This is a genomic window from Colwellia sp. TT2012 (assembly GCF_001440345.1).
Lineage (GTDB): Bacteria > Pseudomonadota > Gammaproteobacteria > Enterobacterales > Alteromonadaceae > Colwellia.
Genome location: NZ_LJYX01000020.1, coordinates 1 through 755 on the forward strand (window position 1 = coordinate 1; position 755 = coordinate 755).

Consider the following 755-nt stretch of genomic DNA (forward strand, 5'->3'; position numbering starts at 1 on the left):
ATCATAGCACCGGCACTACTTTTCGGCTCTTGTACAGTGTCAACAGCCCCTGATTGAGGTATTGCCGCAATAACAGCGTCAGATGCTATTACATCTGCTGCAGCGCTAGTCTCTGTTGTCGCATCAGCGGTAATGATCGGCACAGGGCTAGTAACTGGCTCCGAGGTGTTAGTAGCAGCTATGGTAGTTACTGGCTCAACGGTTGTCACTGCCTCGGCATTAGTTTGCGTACTTGACCTAGTAGTACTGACAAAATAAAATTTTTGCTCAGCCAAGGTGAGCACAGTTGTCACTTGCTCTTGGTAGCCACTAGCACTGTTATGACGTAAACATAAGGTATCGCCATGCTTTACTGTTAGTCGTTGGCTTGCATAAACGTCGGTTTGGCAATCAACAGAATATTCACCATTTTCTATACTCAAGTTGATCTCCGTATTAATACCTGAAATCACAAAACGTTGGGAATATACCAACACGTCTAATTCAACAGCAGACTGATCAGCAAAGCTAATGTCATCAACTAGACGGTCAAGCTCCACATCTGTAGTAACTGGAGATGTTGTTACGCGTAGATTTTGTTATGAAAGTTGTACTTATAAAGCACCACTATCCGTCGCTTATACTCCTAAACCGAAAGTTCAAGCACTGCATTCCTCAAGTGCGACACTGCCGACATTACCTAAAGTATCGAGGGTGTGTTGTAGACTACGATTGTGAATAATTTGATTCTAACGCTCGGCTTAAGTCTGGAGATC

General features: G+C 43.8%; 1 pseudogene. It reads right to left on the reverse strand.

Going from position 1 to position 755, the window contains the following annotated elements:
• Positions 1-539 (reverse strand): annotated as a pseudogene (locus ASU03_RS14100) (hypothetical protein); the annotation flags it as partial.
• Between the last annotated feature and the right edge of the window lie 216 nt (positions 540-755).